This window comes from Niveibacterium sp. 24ML (assembly GCF_026586805.1).
In the GTDB taxonomy this organism is placed as follows: domain Bacteria; phylum Pseudomonadota; class Gammaproteobacteria; order Burkholderiales; family Rhodocyclaceae; genus Niveibacterium.
The window spans coordinates 124,969-145,598 of sequence record NZ_JAPFHA010000012.1; the positions used below are offsets into that span (position 1 = coordinate 124,969).

Here is a 20,630-nt window from a genome sequence, read left to right on the forward strand (position 1 = left end):
CTCAGACGAGGGCTTCCGGGCCCGGCTGCGCAAGGTTCTTTGCCAGCCGCACGCCAAACCGGAAGCGCCCTTCGTCCCAGGGCGTGAAACGCCTGAGCTGGAATACGTCGTCGCCTTGCGCGGAGGCCCCCCACGCGGTCGACACGGCGGCATCGAATCCAAGCGCACGCACCATGTCGACGTGCTCGGGCAGATAGTCGCGTCCGGGCTTTCCGTTGGGATAAGCGAACAGCGGAACACGCGCCCCGATCATGCGTTCCAGCGCCGCACGCCCTTCTGCGATCTCGGTGCGGGCCTTCTCGCTGCCAATGCGGGCCAGAATCGGGTGCGTCACGGTGTGGGCGCCAATCGCAAAACCCCGCTGCGCGAGTTCCCTCACCTGCGCCGAGCTCATCATCAAGTCAGTCGGCTGCGTGCTGCGTGCTGCGCGCGCCACCTCAGTAACCGCAAGCTCGCGTTCAGCCGGCTCGAGATACTTGATCTTATCGATCAGGCCTTGGGCAGCTGCACCCCGCGCGGCCCAGTCGGGCAAGGGGAAACGCCCCCATTGCGAGGTATCGAGCACATCAAGCGGTGAACGGCGAACCGCCTCGATCAGGCCGTCGTTCCACATCCGGCCGCCATCGAGGTAGCCCGACGCGATGAAGAAAGTTGCAGGGAGACCGGCCTTCTGAAGAAGCGGTGCGGCAACGGTCAGGTTGTCGGCATAGCCATCATCAAAGGTGATTGCAGCCGCCCGCGCAGGCAACTCACCGCGTGCCATCAAACGCACCGCCTCATCGAGCGCCAGCACATTGAACCACCGGCCAATCCACGCAAGAGTGGCCTCGAAACGGGCGGCATGAAGCTCGCCGGGGAACATCGGATCGTGCGCGGGCAGCACCCGATGCCATATGAATATCGACAGTCGCCCCTTCGCCCCACGCGGAGAGAACATGCCAAGCGCTGGTCGTATCATGTCGTGACTTTCAGAGATGCCTTGGAGTGCTTGCTGTCGACCGCCGCGTCCCGGGCCTCCTGCTCCCACGCGCGCCGCGTGACCCAGTTGCGACTTGCGGCAGTCAGTACCAGCAGGTTGTAGGGCAGATCGAAGTAGGAAAGGCTCAGGAAGGCACCGCCCACAAGGTAACCCACCAGGGCCACCTGGCACATCGCCCCCATATCAGCAGCCCAACGCGCCTCGGGCACCGCCGCGGCATGGCGCCGTAACCAGGCACCATCGCGCCAGGTCAGCCCCCACATCAACAAGAAGATGAAAAGCCCGACAAAGCCGTGTTCGCCCAGCACCTGGAAATAAATACTGTGGGCCGCGTGAACATCGGTTGGATTGGGTGCGTACTGCTGGAAGACGATCAGCGTATAGATCTGATAACCACCGCCGAAGAATCGGTCTTTCGCCAGGTTCCATGCCATCCACCAGGCATTGATCCGGCCCTGGGCCGACATGTCCTGTTGGTAGGTGCTGATCGTATTCATCCGGTCGGTCCACTCATCCGGCATGAAGATCACAAGAAGCGCGCCCGCCACCACCATCGCAATGCCGCCGCCCAACTTGTTGGGACTCCGCAGCCAGAGGAAAAAGGCCATGGCCGCGATCGCCAGCAAGGCACCACGGGAGTGGCTGCCCAAAGCGGCCGCAGCCATCAGCAGCATTGCGACCGTAAACCCTCGACGAAACCACTTGCGGTCCGGCGGAAGCTGCATCTGCAGATACCGCATCAGCGGGATCGTGATGATGATCGCCAGCGCAATTTCGTTGTTCCCTTCGATGAAGGTACCCGACGGGCCCCAGACGCGAAAGCTGCCGCCTGTCAGGATGGTGAAGAGCCCGCCCTTGATGCCGAAATAGCCGATCGAGACCACGACGGTCCAGGTCAACCACTGAATATGCTTGCGCGAGATGATCAGCATGAGCGCCACAAGGATCATCACGTCGATCTTCATGACGCGATCGAGCATCTCAAGGCTGCGATCCGGGAAGATCGAGAACGGGTAGGTGATGCACATCCAGATCATGAACACGAGCAGGGTGATGACCGAGCCCGATATGAACGGTTGCCTTCGGTCACGCGTCAGCAGCAATCCGACCAGCGTGCATCCGGCCATCAACGCCGCGAGCGGCAGATTGTCGAGATTCCAGCTGAGGCGGTGCGGATTCATGATCGAGATCCACGTCCACCCGATCACACCGAGCCACGGCTTTCGAAGGGCCGCAAGCGCCAGACCGATGATCGGCAACAGAATCAGTAAATCACGCATGTCCGAACCTCAATCCGGGGCGGCGCCGCGAATGATGGCAAAGAGTGCGACTTGCGCATCCGTCGTGGGCCCCCACGCGAAGCCTTCGGCATAGCGCCGAACCGCATGGCGGTCGGGGCAGCGCGCGAACAAGCGGGTCACCCCTGCGGCAATCGCCTTGGCATCGCGACGCTCCAGAAGCTCGCCAGCTTCGGGGCTGGCGACCACTTCAGGCGTACCCCAGATTCGCGTTGCGACGACTGGTGTGCCACAGGCCATGCTTTCAAGCAGCACATTCGCCCAGCCCTCACGACTGGAGGCAAGAATCAAGGCGTCCGCCGCGCTGTACCAACGCGCAAGCTCGGTGTTCGGTCTGGCGCCAGCGAATACCACCCGGCCAGCAAGCCCCTTGTCGTTTGCCAATGCGCGCAGGCGCGCACGCTCTTCGCCGTCGCCCACGATCACCAGCGTCACATCGGGCAGATCGTCGAGCGCTTCAATGGCAAGGTGGTGGCCCTTGCGCTCAACCAGATGCCCCACTGACAGGACGATCCGGCCCTGCAATGGCAAGCCCAGCACGGCGCGACTTTCGGCCTGATCTTGCGGCGCAAAGCGCTGCAAGTCGACGCCGTTGCGCATCACATGCAGGCGCTTTCCGTCGGCACCGAGATCGCGCAACACATCCATCAAGGCCTTGCAGACCCCGATGGAGCCATCCGCCTGTGCGGCCGTCCATTGAATCATGCGCCGCGGCAAGGGATAGTCGGGAATCAGGTTGAGATCGGTACCACGGGCAGTCACCACAAACGGTTTCTTGAACCAGCGCGCAAGCAGCGCCGCCGCCACGCCATCCGGGTAGTAGTAATGGGCGTCGATCAAATCAAAATCGAAACCCTCGTTGATCAGCCGCGCAATCGTCGCTCGCGCGCCGAGGGCGAGCGTCAACGGTGCCACGGTCATGCCAATCTTGGGCGGCAAGAAATAGCGAGGATGGTGCACGTGCACGCCGTCGCGCGACTCGAACGCCGGCGTAGACGCCATTCGGGCCCAATCGCCAAAACGCCTGTTGCGCGACGGAAACCAGGGCACCGGAGCGACGACCTGGGTTTCGACCTGGCCGCTCTTGAGCAGCTCGCGCAGGCGGGTTTCAACAAACACGCCATGCGTCGGTCTCGCCGAACTGGGGAACAGCGTCGAAAACAGCAAGGTGCGGATCGGGCGACTCACGCGCGGACAGCCTCGCCGATCAGACGAGTATAGATGGACTGATAGCGCGCGACGCTGTTGCGCCAGGTCCGCTCGCGCTCGACAAACCGCCGCCCCGCCGCCTTGATCAAGGGCCAGCGCTCGGGCTCAGCAAGCAGACGGGCGGCCGCGTCCGCCAAGGCAACCGCGTTCCCCGCGCGGAACAGCACGCCCGTTTCGCCATCGCGCACAAGCTCGCGATGACCGCCAACGTCCGATGCCACGAATACCCGTTGCTGCGCCATGGCCTCTAGCGGCTTGAGCGGCGTCACAAGCTCGGTCAGGCGCATCGGATGACGCGGATAGACCAGCACGTCCACCAGGTCGTAGTAACGCCCCACATCCTCGTGCGGGACGCGGCCTGTAAACACGACCTTTTCCTGCAACCCCATTGCTGCGACCTGCTGCTTCAGATTGGCGTCCTGCGGCCCGCCGCCCACCAGCAGCACCCGCGCGTTCGGCCTGCGTTTGAGGATGGCTGGCAGCGCTTCGAGCAACAGATCGAGACCCTCGTAGGCATAGAAGGAGCCGATGAAGCCGAGCACCTCCGCCCCCTCCAGGCCGAGTTGCCCCTTCAGGGCGAGATCGGGAGCCGCGCCGGCAGTGAAGGCCTCCGCATCCACCGCATTGGGAATCACCGTGACACGTTCAGAGGGGATGCCGCGCGCAACAATGTCTGCCCGCAAGCCCTCGCAAATGCAGGTCACGTGATCCACCCGCTTGAAGGCCCAAGTCTCAAGCGCGCGGGTCGCCCGATAGCGCAAGCTGCCTTCATGCGTGGTGCCGTGGTCGACCGCCGCATCTTCCCAGAAGGCCCGCACTTCATAGACGACGGGCAGCCCATGCCGGCGAGCCGCGCGAATTGCCGGAATGGCATTGAGCACCGGCGAATGCGCATGGAGAACCTGTGGCTTGAGTTCGACGATCAACTCGTCAAGACGGCGCTCGATCTGCCTCATCAACTCCAGCTCGCCCAACAAGGGCTTGCCCGACCACGCCGCGGTTGGTACGGGTGTTCGGTGAAAAACCAGCCCGTCGACAGTCTCGACCGCAAGCTTGCACGTCCCCTGCTTCGGAGAGGTCAGGTGGTGGGTTTCCCAGCCCAGTCGCGCCTGCTCGCGCAAGATCGCAGCGGTGCGAAATGTGTAGCCGCTATGCAGCGGAATGGAATGGTCCAGAACGTGGAGAATGCGCATGTCAGTTTGTCTTGCTGTTTGTAGCCGTGACCGCAATATCGCCCGACTGATTGCGGAGGAATGCCTCAAACATCAGCAGCGCCCAGATTGAGGCACTGTAGTCCTTGACGCCGGCTTGATGGTCCGTCACCAGATGCTTCAGATAGGCCTGGTTGAACAAGCCGCTGTCGGCGAGCCGCTCGCCCAGCAGCGACTCCTTCACCCGTTCGCGTAACGGGCCACGGAACCAGCGCGCCAAGGGCACGGCAAACCCCATCTTGGGCCGGTACAACACATCGTTCGGCAGGTAGGGTTCCATCGACTTCTTGAAGACGAACTTGCCTTCCATGCCGCGGAGCTTCAGGTCGGAAGGCAAGGTCGCGAGCCATTCGACAAGCTTGTGATCCATCAGCGGCTCGCGCACTTCGAGTGAGTGTGCCATCGAGGCACGATCGACCTTCGTGTTGATGTCACCGACAAGATAGGTCTTGAGATCGAGGTACTGGATCAGCGCAAGCGGGTCATCGGTCCCGGCATGACGCGCATGGCGATGGAATACCTCAACAGCAGAGTAGCCCCCAAGCCGGGCGCGGTAAGCATCGCTGTAAAGCGCTCGCCGCTGGCTATCGCGCAACACTGACACCGTATGGAAATAGGCTTCCACCGAGTTGCGGGCAAGCGCCTCAAAGGTCGTCTTGGCACGGAATACCCTGGGAGCCCAATCCGCCTTTGGATAGAGCTTCCCCAACAGACCAAACACCGGCTTTCGCACGCCCAGGGGCAAGGCGGAACGCATGCGCTCTTCCATTACATGGAGGCGATGCCGCCGATAGCCGCCCAGGCTCTCATCGCCGCCATCGCCCGACAAGGCCACCGTCACCCGCTTGCGCGCAAGCTGGCATACGCGGTAGGTGGGAATCGCCGAACTATCCGCGTAAGGCTCGTCGTAGAGCCGCGCGAGTTCATCGATCAGGTCGAAGTCATCACTCGCGACCGTCTCCACGAGGTGATTGGTCGCGTAACGCTTGGCGACCATCGCCGCGAACTCGGATTCATTGAAGGCCGGATCATCAAAGGCAATCGAACAGGTATTCACCGGCTCCGATGAGAGATGAGCCATGGTGGCAACCACTGCGCTCGAATCGACCCCGCCGGACAAGAATGCGCCCAAGGGCACGTCTGCAATCATCCGCAGGCGAACCGACTCGCGCAAACGCTCAACCAGTTCTTCACACGCCTGCTCGACGCTCAGATGGTTGTCGCCGGTGAAGCGGACATCCCAATATGGCGCTGGCTCGCAACGTGTTGCGCCGCGTCGCAGCGTAAATGATTCACCGGGCGGCAGCTTGAACGCGCCGCGAAAGATGCAGCGCGGTTCCGGCACATAGCCCAGTGCGAAATAGTCCTCAACACACTCGGGTTCGATCTCGCGGCTGAAACCCGGGTGCGCCATCAGGGCCTTGAGCTCGGATCCGAACAGGAAGGTTCCATCCGGGAGCAAGGTGTAGAACAAGGGTTTGACGCCGAGGCGATCCCGCGCGACGAACAGCGTCTCGCGCTTCCGATCCCAGAGCACGAACGCGAACATGCCCCGGAAACGGCCAACGCATGCTTCGCCCCAGGACTCCCAAGCATGCACGATCACTTCCGTATCACTATGCGTACGGAACTGGTGGCCGAGCGCCTTGAGTTCGGGAACCAGTTCCTGGAAGTTGTAGATCTCACCGTTGAAGACGACGATGACGGAACCATCCTCGTTCGCCAGCGGCTGCTGCCCGGAAGCCAGATCGATGATCGACAGTCGCCGGTGCGCGAGCGCGACGCCCGGTTCAAAGTGGAAGCCGGCCGCGTCGGGCCCTCGATGGCGCTGCACATCGGCCATTTGCTCAAGGACCGCCCGGGGCAGCTCTCGCCGGCCCCGCGTATCAAACATTCCTGCGATCCCGCACATTTCTGCCAATCCTCAATTCAAAGCGCGGCCAGGCGCGCTCAGTTACATGTCGGACAATGCCCGATGACTCAAGCCAGCAAGCGCGAATACAGTTGGTCGTAGCCAGCGACCATCGCATCAAGGCTGAAAGCGGATTCAATTCTTGCTCGCCCTGCCCGCCCATGTTCGCGGGTGCGTACACGATCACCCGCATAGGCCGCCAGTGCGTCTGCCAAGGCCACCGGATCTTGCGCCGGCACCAGGTCGCCGCAGGTGCCCGCCACTACCAGCTCGGGGTTGCCCCCCACGTCGGTTGCAACAACCGGCAAACCACTCGCCATTGCTTCAAGGACGGTATTCGAAATGCCCTCGGCAATTGAGGGCAACGCGAAAAGGTCGAAACTTCGCATCACATCTGGCACATCCGCGCGCTCACCAGCCAACCAGACGCGATCGCCCAAGTCATGCGCCCGCACTTCCGCTTCGATCGCGGCACGCGAGCCGCCTTCGCCCGCAATCACCAAACGGGCAGCAGTGTGTGACGAGGCAAGGCGGGCGAACGCACGGACCAAGCCAACCTGATCCTTGACTGCCTGCAAGCGCCCAACCGTACCAATGACGAACAATGACGGATCATTGAAGGGCGATCCGCTCAAACCGACACGAGGCCCTGCGGCAGGCGCAAACCGAACCGAATCAACGCCGTTGCACAGCAGGCTGACCCTGCCTTGCGCAATGCCAACGCGCTCGGTGAGATAGTTCTTCAGCTCGCGAGAGAGCGCAATGTAATGCGTCACGAAGGGGCTGTAGGCCCGCCGCACCCAACGCGGCTTGGCGCGCGAACCATCGGGATCATCCACATCGCGCCCATGTTCGCCGTGCACGCGCACAGCAACCCCGGCCGCCCAGGCAGGCACCGACATTTCCAGCGCAGCAAGATTCCGGGTATGGACGACGGCGGGCCGCAGACGACGCAAGGTCTGGAAGACCTTGGGGAACTCACGAACGCCCGGTCCTGGCGGCTTGTGAAGCTCGATCACCTCCAGGTCGCGCCGCGCGATGCGCGCAACAAACGCCGGATCCACGTCGGTCAGGGAAATGATCGCGTGGCGATAACGGTCGTGCGGCAAGCGATTGATCAGGTTAACCATGCCGTTTTCAAGGCCGCCAACCTTGAAGCTGAAAACGATATGGGCGATCAGTGGCGCCATCAGCGACGCGGCGCCTCACGCAACACGCGATTGATCTCGCCCTCATGCGCAGCAACAAACTGCTCAACCAGGCGACGCGTGCTGGAATTGGCTTCGCTCTGCCGTGCGTAGAGGATCACCGCAGCCGAATCGTCCGGCCGTCGCGCAAAGCGGTCCTTCACCAACGCGAGCTTGGCGCGCTTCGAATCCGCCGTCGTCGAATCGCCCAGCCAGAACCACGACCATACCTCAAGTCGATCGGCCGGCTGGCGCAGCAGACGCGTGCGCCGCACATCGATGCCACTGCCGATTTGCTCGGTTTCAGCGCCAATCTCGCGCCAGTATTTATCCTCGGCAGTCACCAGCCGGTTATCCCACTGCACCAGCTCCCGGCCCGGTGTCTGCTGGGCGTAATACGCGATGAAGAGCGTCAGCTCATCGTTACCGTGGCGATAGGTTTGCACGATACGGGCACGCTCACCTGCATAGCTCGGCCGCCAATTCGCGACCGGAAGCTCTCCAACGCTCACCCATCCGGGTGCAGCGCACGGCACGTCGAGTTGGTAAGACGCGGCGCCGGGCGTTGTCGCCAGCCAGCGCTCCGCTGGCGGCCAGATCGCCGCCACCACAAAGACGGCCAGCAACGCTGCGCCGATTCGCGCCATCGATACGGGCTGCGCTACGCCCGCCGCGGCGGACGCCGGCGGTGCAAAATCAGCCTCAGGTTCGCGCCAGAGGGCGCCAACCCAGAACAGCGCGGCAATCACCACACCAAAGAAGAGCCAGCCATAGATGAGGTGATCGACGCCTGTCGCAATCTTGTTGTCGGAAAGATGGCCCAGCATGACGATGATGTAGGCACGCAGCCAGTTCGCCAGCAAAGGCACCAGGACCGCGGCCAGGATGAACAGCGCGCGACGTCGCAGCGAACGATAGTTGAGCCAGGCAAACAGGAAGCCGACCATCACCGATGCGATCAGGTATCGAATGCCGCTGCAGGCCTCAACCACCGACCAGGAGCCACTGGGGATGATGAAAGAGTTGCCTTCGCGAAACACCGGCACCCCCGTAAGGCGCAAGGCCGATACGGTGAAGTCAGCCGTGTGGTTCATCAGCGCGGGAACCATGAATTCCCCGAACGGCACGCCGAAAAAGATGAACGCCAGCGGGAACACTGCCTGCCATGCAAGGGTATGGCCCCAGACAACCCACACCGCCGACACCAGCATGCCTGCGAGTGCAAAATGTGACAGCGCCGCAACGCTCGCACTCTCACCGATCAGCCACGCGAAACCCGACAAAAGAAGCGGAATCAGGGGCAGACTCGATGGCCGCATCGGCGTTTCAGCCAGCTGCCAGCGCATGCCCCAGAGCAACCAGAGCGAGATCGGCAGCACAACCAGACCATGGGCGAAGGTTTCCGAACGCCACCAGATCGACGCAACGGCCGCGGCGGTTGAGTAAAAGACGCCGGTCACGATGGCAAAGGCAAGCAAGCCAGCAAGCGCGATCTGGCGGAGCCGAGCAGCCGATGCGGGGTCCATGCGTACTTCAGGCGTAGTCATCAGGCAAGGCGCTCCTGCATCAGCGGCACAAGTTTCAGAAGGTGGGCCTCCCAGCTATACCGGGTCACGACACACTCGCGTGCTGCAACGCCGATCCTGGCCGCGCGCGCAGCATCAGCAAGGACGCCGCGAATCGCGCTGACATACGAGGGCGCATCGCTCGCCACCAGCAGCTCTTCGCCATCACGCGCATCAATCCCGAGGGCGGCATCGGGCGAAGCGATGACGGGACGCGCCATCGCCATCGCTTCAAGCACCTTGTTCTGGATGCCGCGTGCGATCCGCAAAGGCGCCACCACGACTGCGCCGTACTGCAGATAGGGGCGAACGTCGGGCACGGTACCAGTCACCCGGATCCGCGAGTCCTGAGCCAGCGCCAACACCTGCGCCGAGGGATTCATCCCCACGATCCAGAAGCGCAGGCTCGCATCGAACTCGGCCAAGGCTGGCCAGACTTCCTGCGCGAACCAGGTGACCGCATCGATGTTGGGCCAGTAATCCATTGCCCCGGTGAACACAACCGCTCGCGTTGCACTGTCAAACGGCGAGGCGCGGCTCACATCGGCCGAAAAGAAATCTGCATCCACCCCGTTGCTGATGCCATGCACGGCAGCGGCGCATTCGGGAGCAAGTTTTCTGAACAACGCAGCCTCTGCGTCGGAGACAAAGGTCACCGCGCGCGCCAGCCCTGCGGCACGGCGTTCGTAGGCGAGCAGCTTGCGGCCTTCACGCCGGTAGATCCAGGCGATCGGGCCGTGGTGCTTGTCGGCATAGTCAAGCCACTTGGCCGAATCCACATCGCAGTAGTCGGCCAGCGTGCTGAGCTCGGGGTGCGCTTCGACGTACTGCATCATTGCCGAGCAAAAGACGGCCGCCTCGCGGATGCCCTGCTCTGCCACCACCCGCGCCACCCAGTCGGCCAGCGGCTTGCTGCGGTAGTACGCGAGCGTGAGCGCTTCGCCTGTCGCAAGGCCGCGCAGGCTGCCGATCCGCGCCGCACGCGGCGAGAGGCGCTCGCAATGCACGGCTTCGCACCACTGCGACAGGGCGTCGACGTATTGCTCATCTGCCGCATCGTCAATGAACGTCGCGAGGAATACGCGGTAGTGACGCGCAAAGTGCCTCAGCAAATTGAACGAACGGACTTTGTCGCCCTTGTTCGGCGGATACGGAATCCGGTGCACCAGATAGAGCAGCGGGGGTTTGCTCATCAGCGCGCTCAGCCCAGGTTACGGACGATCAAAGGCCCGAGCCGGTTCGCCAGCGCAAGCGGCAAACGCTGCCACATGGCAATGAATGCGCGGTACTTGGGATTCATCGGATTGTTCTGGGGAATGGTGTCGCGCTTGTAGAGCCGGTATTCGTATCCGAGCGGTGTGGGTTCAAACCCCCAGTTCTTCTTGAACGAATAGGGGCCGGTCCCGACTTTGCTGCGGCCATAGTCGAAAACGCGGCATTCGCGCTCCAGCGCCCTGCACATCAGCGACCAGTACTTGAAATCATTCGCCGCAAGGTCGCGCGCGGCCGGCAGATCGCCCGCGTAGTACGGGAGGATTTCATCGCGGAAGTAGAAGCTCATGACGCTCGACAAGGGCCGTCCATCCGCCGAGGTAACCGTCATGACCTCACAATCGTCGCCAAAGGCTTCGCGCAGTCCGGCAAACCAGCGCTTCGACAGCGCTGGCGTACCATGCCGACGGACGTTGTCGGCATAGACGGCAAAGTAGCGATCAACGCCATCATCGCGATGCGCCACCAATCCGTTCTTGATGCCTTTGCGCACCATCGCACGCTGTTTGCGCGGAATCGCCGCCATGTTGGATTCTTCGTCCGGCGCGAGCGCCTTGCGAAACGTCACATACAGATCCTGCGAAGGCCAGTCGGCGTGGCGCCCGAGCACGTTGCGGTATTCAAGATGCCCCACCCCGAGGCGCCGGGCGATGCCGTCGGCCTCGGCCTCCAGCGCAAGCACGGCCGCCGCGTCCGTGCTCGCCACGCCACCGTAAACGCAGAAGGGCAGCGAACTGAGCGAATGGCCAAACAGGCGGCTCTTGACTTCGGCAAGCGGCAACACGCCAACGACTTCTGTACCGCGCTCCGCCAACAGGAAGTAGGTGTCGTGCCCCTGATAGGTTTCAATCAAATCCTGCCACGCAGACAGGTGAAAAAAGCTGGCGCCAGGGCATTGACGGACAAACGCATCCCAGCGCGCGCGGTCCTTGCGTTCAAGTCGCCTGACGGTGACAGGGAAATTTGCTGCTTCGGAACTCATCGACTCAGGCTTTCGGAAGGAAGACTTGATCGACCCTATCCCACGCAAAGTCCGCAAGCAAACGGCGCAGGCGGGTTTCCATGTGCTCAAGATTCACATAGTGGCGGAAGCGGGTTCGCGCATCCGCCGCGGCCACCTTGGGCTGCGCCGCATCGATTTCCCACGGATGAAAGTAGAAGATCGCAGCACGTTTGTCGGTTTCGTTGACCCGACGCAGCGACCACCGCGATACCGGATAGGGCAGCAAGCGGAAGTAGCCACCACCAGCCGCCGGCCAGTTGCGCCCAAGGCAACGAATCGTCGTGACCGGGATCTCAAGCAAACCGTTAGTGAGGTAATACGGAAAGCGCGGCGAATCCGGCATGCCGTAATGGTCGTGCGCAATCGGATAGACGCTTGAGCTGTAAACGTGGCCGGTTTCACGCAGCACATCGTGAGCCCACAGGTTCTTCGCGCCAATCGAGAAACTGGGCGCCCGATAACCTCGAATCTCGACACCGGCAATGTCTTCCAATACCGCTTTGGCGAGCATCACATCAGCGCGAAACACGTCCGGCGTCTGGGCACTCGCACGTTCGTGCGCGTAGCCATGGCTGGCCAACTCGTGCCCCTCCATCACGATCAGCCGCACCAGCTTCGGGTAGCGCTCCGCCAACCAGCCAAGCGTGAAGAAGGTCGCCTTGGTCCCGTACTCGTGCAGCATGGCGAGTATGCGGTCGACATTTTCCTCAACACGGCAAGGCACCGAATCCCACTGCCCACGGGGAAAGTGAGGCGCCAAAGCCGACACCTGGAAGTAGTCTTCCACGTCGATCGTCAACGCATTCTTCAAACCGGAATCCACGCAAAGCCCTTCAGTGCGCATCACGGCGCTTGAGCCAATCGTGCAAATGGGCCGCAATCCGCTCAGCAGCCCGCCCATCCCACAAAGCCGGTGAGCGCCCCGCCTTGCCGCCGCTACTCAGAACGAGATCCAGTGCTGCGAGTATGGCCGTGCCATCGCACCCGACGAGCGTGTTGGTGCCCTCCTCCACGGTTATCGGGCGCTCGGTGTTTTCCCGCAAGGTAAGGCAGGGCACGCCCAGGGCTGTGGTTTCTTCCTGAATGCCACCAGAATCGGTGAGCACCACTCGTGCAGCGGACATCAGCCCAAGCATTTCAAGATAGCCCTGTGGCGCGAGTTGAACGATGCGCTCGGCCGCCAGCTTTTCCGCCAGGCCAAAACGCTCAAGGTTCGCACGGGTCCGGGGATGCACGGCAAAGACCAGGGGCAGCCTTTCGCTACTGGCAACCAAGGTATCAACCAGCGCAGAGAGCGTCGCCGGATCGTCAACGTTCGAGGGGCGGTGCAGTGTCACCAAGGCATAGCCCTCCGGCCCGGAAATCGCATCCGCCGACATCCCGCAGGCGGCAAGGGCGTCGGACGCCTTCACCGCCTTTTCAAGATTGGCGCGTAAGGAGTCAATCATCACGTTGCCGACAAATTCGATCCGTGCCGCCGGGATGCCTTCGTGCGCGAGGTTCACCGCGGCCGCTTGCTCGGTGGTGTAAAGCAGATCGGCAATCTGATCCGTCATCACCCGGTTGATCTCTTCCGGCATTGCGCGGTCATAACTGCGCAGGCCTGCTTCCACATGCACGACCGGAATGCCTTTTTTGCTTGCAACCAGCGCGCAGGCCACCGTCGAGTTGACGTCGCCCACAACCAGAACAGCTGCCGCGCCGTGCTCGTCAAGCACGGGCTCAAAGCGCTTCATGATCTCGGCGGTCTGCACTGCGTGCGTTCCAGAGCCCACTTCAAGATTGACGTCCGGATCCGGGAGCGCAAGGTCGCCGAACAGTTTGGCGTTCATTGCATGATCGTAGTGCTGCCCCGTATGCACCAAGAGGAAAGGAATCGGCGGCTGATGGGCCGAAAACGCCTTCAGGATCGGCGCCATCTTCATGTAGTTGGGGCGCGCACCAACAACGCAGACGACAGGCTTTTGTGTACCGAACTTAGCGCCCATTCTGGCTCCCCTTTGTTTCGGCCGCGCTGATCGACTGCCGCTCTTGCGCAAGACCGAGCACCGCAGCGAGGACCTTTTCGACCTGCTCGATCCGGGCTTCGAGTTTGGCTGACTGAAAACCCGCCCCGATCTCGGCGAGCCGCGCAGCCGCAGCCGGGTCGGCCAGCAATTCGGCGAATGCACTCCCAGCCAGGCTCGTCGCCGCAGAGCCGGCGCTCAGCCCGGCGATTTCTGGCCCGGACTCGTCACGCATCTCGCGCACCACCTCGTCCACATCAGCGGCAGAGAGCCCATGCTTCTCTGAAAGAAAGCCCGCCAGCAGCGCGCGATCACACAAGGTATTGATACGGCGGGGTATCCCCCCGGAGGCATTGTGGATCACGTCAAACGCGCTGGCCTCAATCCGCGGATCACCCTTCCAGCCAACACACCCCAAGCGGTGTTCGACATAGGCCCGCGTTTCGGCCAGATCGAGCGGGCCGAGGTGATAGGTGGCAATCACACGTTGACGCAGTTGCTGCATGTATTCGCTCTGCATAGTCTTGCGGAACTCCGGCTGACCAATCAGAAAGCTCTGCAGCAGCGCATGATCTTCAAGCTGAAAGTTCGACAGCATGCGCAATTCTTCAACTGCGCGTTGGGTCAGGTTCTGTGCTTCATCCACAACCAGCAGCGCGCGCTTGCCGCCTGCCGTCAGGCGCACCAGAAAGGCTTCAAGCTGAAGCAGCAAATCCGCCTTTTCGATGTTCTTGGCCGGCAGGCCAAACGCCGCCGCAACAAGCCGCAAGATGTCGTCGGCATCAATCTGCGTACTGACAAGATGCGCCGCAACCACCTTGTTGGGGTCCAGGCGCTGCAGCAGGCTGCGCACCAGCGTCGTTTTGCCCGCCCCGACATCGCCGGTAATGACGATGAAGCCTTCACTCTGGTGAAGCCCATAGTCCAGATAGGCCATTGCACGGCGATGGCCCCGACTACCGTAGTAGAAGGACGGATCAGGATTGAGCTGGAACGGCTTCGATTTGAACCCGTAGAAAGACTCGTACATAAAACCTCAGAAACGCAGACCAAGCGTGGCCGCCACGGAGTTTTCGTCGTACTCGGTGGCGCCACGACTCTTTTCATGGCGGTAAGTCACGGAGCCCACCGTGTTGGCGCCAAAAACAGTGCTGCCGGTGACAGTGGCTGTTTGACGCCGCGTATCAACACTGCCCGCCGCGCCGTTCTGGCCAGTCGATCGGCTTGCACCAAGCAAGGCGGAAAGATTGCTGATAGGCGTCAGGCGGTGACTCAAGACAATGGTTCCGCCGATCTCTTCTACGGAATCGAATGTCGCGAGTTCATCGCCAGGCGCAAGCAGCGCCTCGTCCACAAGCCGCGTTCGATCGCTGTAGGTCGCCGACACGCCGATACTGTTGCGCACGCCGTTGATGCCTGAGCTCAGGCGGGCGCGCTTCTCAAGGTAGTAGCTGTTGGTCACATATGTCGTATTGCCGTCGATCTGCGACGGCAACGGGAGCCCGCGCTCGATCCAGGCTTGCGACGCAAGGCGGAAACGCTCGTTCGGATCAGCGGTCTGCTTGCCGAATGAGTCGGTATACGCAAGCAACAGACCGGCCAATTGCCCGCCGTTGAGGGTCGATGACGTGGTCGTGACATCGCGGGCGAAACTCAAACTCAAGGCACTTTGAGGGCCGCGCCAGTTTGCTTCGTAGTTGTAGCCGGTACCAAAGAATCGCTGCTCAGTCATCCCGGTAACCCGGGTACGTGGCGACGGCGTCCACTCGAATCCACCGCCATAGATGTTTTGCTCCTGCGAATACTCCACGCCGAAGGTGTTGCGCTCGTAGCCGACATCAGCCCGCAGGTTGAATGTCGGGTCAAGCGCATACACGCCGAACAAGCGCGCATTCGAGAACTCGGTGTCGTTCGAGCCTTCGTACTGGTTCTTCGATGCACTCCCGCTGAGCAGCCACCCGAAAGGCGCAGGATTTGCGCCGTTGCCGAGTGTGACGGAAAGATCCTGTCTGACGCCGTTGCTGAGCAGGGTGGTCGATGAATCGCTGAGCGTGAGCCGATACCTGAGCTCACCTGTGATGCGATTGCTCCACTGCCCTCGGATGTAGGGGCTCACCGAAAACTGCCGCAACTCGGTCGTATTGTTGGGGTTGTAGGCCACCCCGTTCACCGGCGCCCCGAGCGAGGAAATACGCTCCTGGCTGACGCTGGCATTGGCATCCAGCATCACGCGGCGTTCGTAAAGATCAAAGGTCCCCACCCCGAACAGTTTGAGATTCGTCCGGTTCAAGTCGCTTTCGTTCGCATAGGCGTTCGCGTCAACGCTTGCCCGCAAAAGCCCGGTCGCGCGCGCGGTCCGACCGTTGAGCGTAATTCCAGGCTCGACGCGACCGGACCAATCGCTGACACGTTCGCCGTCAGCAGCCAAACGCACGTTGTCCGACCAGGTCAGCCCCGCTGACAGGCTGGGGGTCAATCTCCAGCCCTGAGCGCCACCCGCACCATCGAGCGATGCAGTAAGTGGCGCAACGCCGCCGGGCGAGCGCATGCCGAGATCCTGCGCCATGGCGACGCCAGCGGGCGCCAGCAGGGCGGCAATCAAGGCAGCAGAACGCCGCAAACGCGGCCTTGCGTCACTCCTCTGCCTGATTCTTGCCATACCCGTACCCATATCCATAGCCGTAGACACCGTAGTGCCCTGCGGACGAGTTCTGGCGCACCTTGTTGAGCAGCATGAGTTTGACGGGGCTCGACTCCAGCGTAGCCAAGGTCTGCCGCACCATTGAATGCGTCGTGCGCTCGGCCTCAACCACCACCACCACCTGCCCCATATGAGCAGCCAGAGCTCGCGCCTCCGTCGTCACCAGCAGGGGCGGGGAATCAAAGATGATGATTCGGTCTTTGTAGCGGGTTGCAAGTTCATCAAGCAGACGGTTCATCGCACCACTCGCCAGCATTTCAGTCGCCCTGGGCTGCGGACGCCCCGCAGGCAGAATGCTGAGCTTCGCGATGTTGGTGTGGAGCATCACATCCGCAACCGACGCCTCCTGCCCGGTCAACACATCGAGCATGCCGGTAGCCGGCGGCAATCCGAGCGCCTTGAGGACTGAAGGCTTCGAAACATCGGCATCAACCAACAGCACCGTATGGTCGAGTTCCATCGCCATGGAGATCGCCAGATTGATCGCAGAAAAGCTCTTGCCTTCGCCGGGCATCGAACTCGTCACCATGATCAGGTTGCCGTTCTCGACCGGTGCAGCACCCCTTCCTTGGGCATTGCGCAAGACCGGCCGCTTGATGATCCGATACTGCTCTGCCGTCGGCGTATTCGGCTGGGTGGGCGAAACAAACCCCAGCGCGGCGAGGCGATCCAGATCAATTTCCACCGTCCGCCGCTCGCGCGCACTCGCGCCCGGTTGCGCAGCGCGCTCCGCGGGAGGGGCGACGCTGGCTGATGCCGCCACCTGCGCGTTCGCCGGTTCGACACTTGCAGGCACTTCAGGTACATCGACCCCCGCCCGCTTGAGTTGATCAAGCCTTTCAACGGCCTTTTCGATAATGCTCATGGCGGCGCCTCAAGTCCCAAATGCCCGGAGGGCCAAAACAGCGGTCATCAGTGCATATGCACCCGCCAACGCCAGCACACCACCAACGAAATAGAGTTTGCGGTTACGTGACTGCTTTGCTCGCACAGGATCGACGGTCATCGACACCACGCCCAGCACCGGGAGGCCGGACACCTCACGCAAGGCCCGGCCGTCAAAGAAGGTCGGCCGCACCTGGAATACCAGGAACGCGACCAGCATGCCGATGCAAAGTGAAACCACCCCCGCCACCGGCATCAAGAGCGTGCGATTCGGCGCAGACGGCTTGCTCGGCACCGACGGAGGATCGATCAGGCGGAATTCGGCAACACCAGAAGCAGCGTCCATCTCGACCGACATGCTCGCCGTTTCCCGACGTGCGACGAGGTTTTCGTAGTTCTTCTTGTTGATGTCGTAGTCCCGGTTCAGTTGCGCGAACTCGGCTTCCATTTCCGGCAACATGCGCTGCGAGCCCTTGATCGCCGCGAGCCTCGACTCGTACTCAGCAACCCGTGTGCGCAGCGAGGCCAGATTTACCTCCGACTCACTCAACGAGAGCTTCAGTTGTTGGTAAACCGGATTCGCCCCGACCGAGCCCGTCATACCCCCGCTCTTGCGCCTCGCCTCAATCTCCTGCTTCTTCTGAGCTTCAAGCTGCTCGATCACCCGGCGCGTCCCCACGACATCCGGATGCTCTTCCGTATAGCGCTGTAGCGACGAGTCAAGTTGCTTCTTCAGCGAGTCGATTCGCCCGTCAATCTCGGGGATAGAGATGCCCGAGGAGGTCTGCCCGGACTCGGGAAGAAACACGGGGTCCTCACCGGACAACTGCCGACGCACCGCGTCGCGTGAGTTCTCGACCTCACGCAATTCAAGCTTCGCCTGATTGAGCTTGGCGGTCAGCTCACCAATCTGGGTGACCGAGTCCTTGCCCGAGTCCCCAAACAGATCGAGGTTCTTCAGCTTGAATTCCTTCAAGCGATTCTCCGCATCCGCGAGCTTTGTCTCGTAAGTCTTGATCTGCTCCTCAATGAACCGCCGCGCTTCATCGGAGTCCTTGCGCTTGTCGCCTAATCCTGACTCGACAAAGATCGAAACCAAAGCCTGCACCACACGTTTGGCCCGCTCCGGATTGGTGTCCTTGAAACTCAAGGCAAAAAGGTCGTCACGCCCAGCACCAACGATCTGCAAGCGCTTGATGAGGTCATCGATCAAAAGCTCCCGCTGCTCGCGCGTTTTGACATCGAGATCAAGGTCTGCCATCCGGATCAATTTCTCCACATTGGGGCGACTGATCAGCGTACGACTCAGGATCGTGACCTGCTGCTCGACGTTGGTCGGCACGGCGAGGCCTTGCATCAATGGCTTCAAAACCGATTGCGTATCGACAAACACGCGTGCCTTCGCTTCGTATTTGTCGGGGATCAGCATCACCACGATCGCGAGCGCTACGCCAGCGATCCAAGCGGCCAACAGCCCCCACCAGCGGTAACGCCACATGCCCCGCGCATGAGCGACCGCAATTGCTAGAAGTTCTTCCAATTTGGGCGACCTGACGGTAAATAGTGATGGGTAGCGTGCTCGCGCGTCAGAACCAACCTTGCGGGATGATCAACACGTCACCGGGCCGCATATCAACGTTGGCGGACACATCCCCGCGCTTCAGCAAGTCCTTGAGTCGCACGCTGTACTGCTTGCCGCCTTCGGCGGTCCGCAAGATGCTCGCCTTGTTGCCGTCAGCGAAATCGGTGATCCCGCCCACAGCAATCATCACATCGAGCAGACTCATTTTCTGCTTGAACGGCAAGATCTGCGGCCTGGCCGCCTCGCCCACAACGCGAATCTGCTCGCTGTAAGGCCCAACAAAGCCTGTCACGATAACGGTGACGATCGGGTCGCGAATGTACTTCGACAAAGCCTTCTCAACATCCCGCGCCAAGGTCGAGGCATCCTTGCCCATCGCAGGTAGATCCTCGACCAACGGGGTCGTGATCTTGCCGTCCGGGCGCACCGGAACGTTCATCGACAACTCAGGGTTGCGCCATACAACAATGCTCAGCCCATCACCCGGCCCAATCACGTAGTTGTAATCAGAAGAAGCCGCTGTTGCCGGCGCAGGCGGGTATTGCGTCGCGCAAGCCGACAGCAACGCAACCATTGCCACAAGGAAGATCTTCCCGACCACCGCGGACCTAGATTTCATGTCGAATCCCTCGCCTGAAGCGCCAACAAATAAGAATGGCGCCGATGGTACGCGATCACCCCTTAAGGTCGCGCCAAAAATGACACGGTCGGCGACCACCACCCTGAGCCCCTCCGCCCGTAGACAATCGGCATTCCAGACGCCTCACCAAGCGAGGCTGTCCGATTTCTTTACACCAACAGCACCCCGGCCTGCCTCACTTGATCAAAGGCAGTATTTTATTATTAAAAATCATGGCGTTAGAGAGAACACCCGCAGCTGGCACAACAACTGCTTAGTAGTCTTCGAGCGGCAATCTGGCCGCGTTTCGTGGCAAGAGCCAGGAGATTGAAATGAAATCGTTCAAGAAAACAGTACTTGGCGCCGCAATCGCCCTTGGGCTCAGTGGCGCGGCGTCTGCCAGCATGATCAATGTCGGTGGCGTGATGTGGGATCCGGATGCGGCGACCGACTACTCCAGCCAATCCATCAATATGCGTCAGTTCATCAACGCGACAACTGGTGAGCTGACAGGCTTCGGAATCATCACCGCTTGGAACGGAACCGCGCAAAACGTGTTCTGCCCTGGCTGTGAAGTCACTTTCCAGTTCGGCGGTTACGCCCCGATTGGCGGCACTCCGATCCCCGGCGTCGGCGACACGTTCTCCTATGCTGGTGGGTGGGTGAAGTTCTTCGTGGGTGCAGCGGAGATCACCAATCCTTCAGACTATCTGACCCTGAACTGGGCAAACACCGGGAACGGTACGCTTTTCCTCGATACAGTTGCCAACTCGAGCAGCGGTGTAACGCTTCTCGGCACCGTAAACGATGACGGGCTCGGTGGTATCAGCGGGTTGTCAGGCATTGGGCGCCTAGATGTCGTCGGCGGTTTGGCCGCTTCGAACTTCAACACAAACACCCAACCGAATGGCTCGGACCTCCGCTTTTCGACCTCGCTGACTTACATCCATCAGGAAGGCGACCCGACAGATGCTTCTGGCACGGGCAACCTTCGCGGCAACAGCATCCCGGAGCCGGGCACGCTCGCACTGCTTGGCTTGGGGCTGCTTGGCGCAGGCCTTGCACGGCGCAAGTCGCAGGCCTGATTGCAACAGAGCACTGCCTGAAAACGGCCTCCCGCGGGACAATGCCAGTCAGTTAACCGCTGTCTGGCATTTTTTTCGTCGGAAATTTGTGTGCTCGGTTCTTGACGACTCTGGGG

General features: G+C 61.4%; 17 protein-coding genes. 1 reads left to right on the forward strand and 16 read right to left on the reverse strand.

Translation table 11 applies throughout. From position 1 onward, the window contains the following. Window position 1 precedes the first annotated feature (1 nt). The 16 genes from OPU71_RS12140 to OPU71_RS12215 form a co-directional block, all read right to left on the reverse strand. A complete protein-coding gene (locus tag OPU71_RS12140; protein WP_267728242.1) occupies window positions 2-937 on the reverse strand; it encodes a polysaccharide deacetylase family protein in 936 nt (311 codons plus the stop codon). A gap of 17 nt (window positions 938-954) precedes the next feature. Next, complete coding sequence (locus OPU71_RS12145; protein WP_267728243.1) at window positions 955-2,259, reverse strand: putative O-glycosylation ligase, exosortase A system-associated; 1,305 nt, start codon at window positions 2,257-2,259, stop codon at window positions 955-957. 9 nt (window positions 2,260-2,268) lie between these two features. Then, window positions 2,269-3,465 (reverse strand): glycosyltransferase family 4 protein, encoded by a 1,197-nt coding sequence (locus tag OPU71_RS12150; protein ID WP_267728244.1) that lies wholly within the window; start codon window positions 3,463-3,465, stop codon window positions 2,269-2,271. Next, window positions 3,462-4,679 (reverse strand): TIGR04063 family PEP-CTERM/XrtA system glycosyltransferase, encoded by a 1,218-nt coding sequence (locus OPU71_RS12155; protein ID WP_267728245.1) that lies wholly within the window; start codon window positions 4,677-4,679, stop codon window positions 3,462-3,464. The genes OPU71_RS12150 and OPU71_RS12155 overlap by 4 nt, the downstream gene beginning before the upstream one ends. Before the next feature lies 1 nt (window position 4,680). Then, window positions 4,681-6,609: an XrtA/PEP-CTERM system amidotransferase gene (locus tag OPU71_RS12160; RefSeq protein ID WP_267728246.1), complete on the reverse strand. Its 1,929-nt coding sequence runs from the start codon at window positions 6,607-6,609 to the stop codon at window positions 4,681-4,683. Window positions 6,610-6,677: 68 nt separating this feature from the next. Further along, entirely contained in the window at window positions 6,678-7,799 is a 1,122-nt protein-coding gene (locus OPU71_RS12165) for a TIGR03088 family PEP-CTERM/XrtA system glycosyltransferase (RefSeq protein ID WP_267728247.1), read from the reverse strand. Further along, window positions 7,799-9,343 (reverse strand): exosortase A, encoded by a 1,545-nt coding sequence (xrtA, locus tag OPU71_RS12170; protein ID WP_267728248.1) that lies wholly within the window; start codon window positions 9,341-9,343, stop codon window positions 7,799-7,801. Before xrtA ends, OPU71_RS12165 begins: the two co-directional genes overlap by 1 nt. Further along, window positions 9,343-10,554, reverse strand: coding sequence for a TIGR03087 family PEP-CTERM/XrtA system glycosyltransferase (locus OPU71_RS12175; protein ID WP_267728249.1), 1,212 nt, complete (start codon window positions 10,552-10,554; stop codon window positions 9,343-9,345). Before OPU71_RS12175 ends, xrtA begins: the two co-directional genes overlap by 1 nt. 8 nt (window positions 10,555-10,562) lie before the next feature. Continuing rightward, the gene (locus OPU71_RS12180; protein WP_267728250.1) at window positions 10,563-11,615 is read right to left on the reverse strand and encodes a FemAB family XrtA/PEP-CTERM system-associated protein; all 1,053 of its coding nucleotides are present in this window, start codon (window positions 11,613-11,615) and stop codon (window positions 10,563-10,565) included. 4 nt (window positions 11,616-11,619) lie between these two features. Further along, window positions 11,620-12,480, reverse strand: coding sequence for an XrtA system polysaccharide deacetylase (locus OPU71_RS12185; protein ID WP_420712375.1), 861 nt, complete (start codon window positions 12,478-12,480; stop codon window positions 11,620-11,622). After that, window positions 12,470-13,624, reverse strand: coding sequence for a non-hydrolyzing UDP-N-acetylglucosamine 2-epimerase (wecB, locus tag OPU71_RS12190; RefSeq protein ID WP_267728252.1), 1,155 nt, complete (start codon window positions 13,622-13,624; stop codon window positions 12,470-12,472). Before wecB ends, OPU71_RS12185 begins: the two co-directional genes overlap by 11 nt. Continuing rightward, window positions 13,614-14,672, reverse strand: a complete 1,059-nt coding sequence (locus OPU71_RS12195; RefSeq protein ID WP_267728253.1) for an XrtA/PEP-CTERM system-associated ATPase — start codon at window positions 14,670-14,672, stop codon at window positions 13,614-13,616. Before OPU71_RS12195 ends, wecB begins: the two co-directional genes overlap by 11 nt. Before the next feature lie 6 nt (window positions 14,673-14,678). Then, window positions 14,679-16,262, reverse strand: a complete 1,584-nt coding sequence (locus OPU71_RS12200) for a TIGR03016 family PEP-CTERM system-associated outer membrane protein (RefSeq protein WP_267728254.1) — start codon at window positions 16,260-16,262, stop codon at window positions 14,679-14,681. Window positions 16,263-16,275: 13 nt separating this feature from the next. Continuing rightward, window positions 16,276-17,208, reverse strand: a complete 933-nt coding sequence (locus OPU71_RS12205; protein WP_267728255.1) for an XrtA-associated tyrosine autokinase — start codon at window positions 17,206-17,208, stop codon at window positions 16,276-16,278. A 9-nt stretch (window positions 17,209-17,217) separates the two neighbouring features. Next, window positions 17,218-18,768, reverse strand: coding sequence for an XrtA system polysaccharide chain length determinant (locus tag OPU71_RS12210; RefSeq protein ID WP_267728256.1), 1,551 nt, complete (start codon window positions 18,766-18,768; stop codon window positions 17,218-17,220). Between the two features lie 46 nt (window positions 18,769-18,814). Continuing rightward, entirely contained in the window at window positions 18,815-19,384 is a 570-nt protein-coding gene (locus tag OPU71_RS12215; protein WP_420712376.1) for an XrtA/PEP-CTERM system exopolysaccharide export protein, read from the reverse strand. Between the two features lie 377 nt (window positions 19,385-19,761). Between OPU71_RS12215 and OPU71_RS12220 the strand changes: the two genes are divergently transcribed. Further along, on the forward strand, window positions 19,762-20,514 hold the full coding sequence (locus tag OPU71_RS12220) for a PEP-CTERM sorting domain-containing protein (protein WP_267728257.1): 753 nt from the start codon (window positions 19,762-19,764) through the stop codon (window positions 20,512-20,514). The last annotated feature ends 116 nt before the right edge of the window (window positions 20,515-20,630 follow it).